The organism is Noviherbaspirillum suwonense (genome assembly GCF_900182955.1).
Classification (GTDB): domain Bacteria; phylum Pseudomonadota; class Gammaproteobacteria; order Burkholderiales; family Burkholderiaceae_D; genus Noviherbaspirillum_A; species Noviherbaspirillum_A suwonense.
The window spans coordinates 1-1,712 of sequence record NZ_FXUL01000063.1 but is presented as its reverse complement, the minus strand read 5'-3'; the positions used below and the strand labels follow the sequence as shown (position 1 = coordinate 1,712).

The window sequence follows — 1,712 nt, the reverse complement described above, 5'->3', positions numbered from 1 at the left end:
ACCGGCAGTTCTGCGGTACGCTTCATGATGGAGCCTCCAGCTCAGGTGGTAATGACGAATCTCCACTTTGGCACAATGATGCCGTTGCTGCGAGGCTCCCCTCGTCTACGCATCGGCCCCTTTCGGGGGAGACGTCCATACCATCTGAAATATGCCGAGACCCCAGTATTCATGGGGCCTTCGCTGAGATAGGTCAGTGTTGGATTTGCAGGAATTGCCAATATAACTGGCCCTTTCCTTGCAAATTTGGCGGAGGCTTCCATGCGCAGGAAACGCCGTATTTTCCAGCACAGCAATACCCAAGGTTATCCGCTGCGGGAGCATATCGACCTGCACCATCCACTCGTCGAGCTGGCTGACATGATCGACTGGGCAGCAATCGACCGCGTCGCCACCGAGCCGTTTCAGCCAGGCCCGGGCCGGCCGATTCTGCGACCGCGTCTCATCGCCGGACTGCTGTATCTGCAGCATGCGTTCAATCTCTCCGATGAACAGGTCGTTGCAGGCTGGCTGGAGAACCCGTATTGGCAGCTATTCACCGGCGAGACGCATTTGCAAACCGAACCGCCAATCGACCCGTCAAGTCTGTCGCGCTGGCGCAAACGCCTGGGCGAAGTCGGCATGGAAGAACTGCTGGCACAAAGCATTGAGGCCGCCAAGCGGGCCAAGGTGATCAGGCCGTCGAGTGTGGAACGGGTGATTGTCGATACAACGGTAATGGAGAAGGCAATTGCCTATCCGACCGATTCGGCCCTGCTGGAACGCAGTCGGGAGCACTTGGTAAAAGCAGCACGGCAGTGCAGCCTGCATCTGCGCCAGAACTACAACCGTGAAGCACCCCGGCTGGTGCAGCAGATTGGCCGCTATGCCCATGCCAAACAGTTCCGACGCATGCGTGCGGCCTTGCGTACCCTGCGCTCGCGAGTGGGACGAGTTCACCGCGATATCACGCGTCAACTGGAGCAGGTGTCCCTGCCGCAGCGCAAGCTGCTCGATGACCTGCTGGCCCGGACTGGCCGTATCCTGACCCAGCAGCGCAAGGACAAGAACAAGTTGTATGCGCTGCATGCGCCCGAAGTGGAATGCATCGCCAAGGGCAAGGCCCGTACCCCTTACGAGTTCGGCGTGAAGGTGTCGATCGTGACGACCTTGAAAGAAGGCCTTGTGGTCGGTGCGCGTTCCATGCCGGGCAATCCCTACGACGGCCACACGCTCCACGAGGCACTGGAGCAGGCCGCAATCCTCTCCGAGGTCAAGCCGCTAATGGCGTTCGTCGACCGCGGCTATCGCGGCGTCGAGGTCGCCGGAGTGCAGATCTGGAAGTCAGGCCAGCGGCGTGGCGTCACACGGGGACTCAAGGCGATGATCAAGCGTCGGAGCGCTATCGAACCGACCATCGGCCACATGAAGAATGACGGCAAGCTGGGGCACAACTGGCTCAAAGGGACACTGGGCGATGCCATGCATGCCGTGCTTTGCGGCGCCGGACACAACATCCGGCTCATCATTAACAAGCTTAAATCTTGCCAGCCAATGGCACCGGTTTATTGAACAATAGAATTGTTCAGATGGTATGGACGTCTCCCCCGAAAGGGGCCGATGCGTAGACGAGGGGAGCCTCGCAGCAACGGCATCATTGTGCCAAAGTGGAGATTCGTCATTACCACCTGAGCTGGAGGCTCCATCATGAAGCGTACCGCAGAACTGCCGGT

General features: G+C 59.2%; 1 protein-coding gene. It reads left to right on the top strand.

Features of this window, described 5'->3' with window-relative positions:
- The first annotated feature begins 261 nt into the window (after positions 1–261).
- Positions 262–1,551 (top strand): IS5 family transposase, encoded by a 1,290-nt coding sequence (locus QOL82_RS29080; protein WP_283445813.1) that lies wholly within the window; start codon positions 262–264, stop codon positions 1,549–1,551.
- The last annotated feature ends 161 nt before the right edge of the window (positions 1,552–1,712 follow it).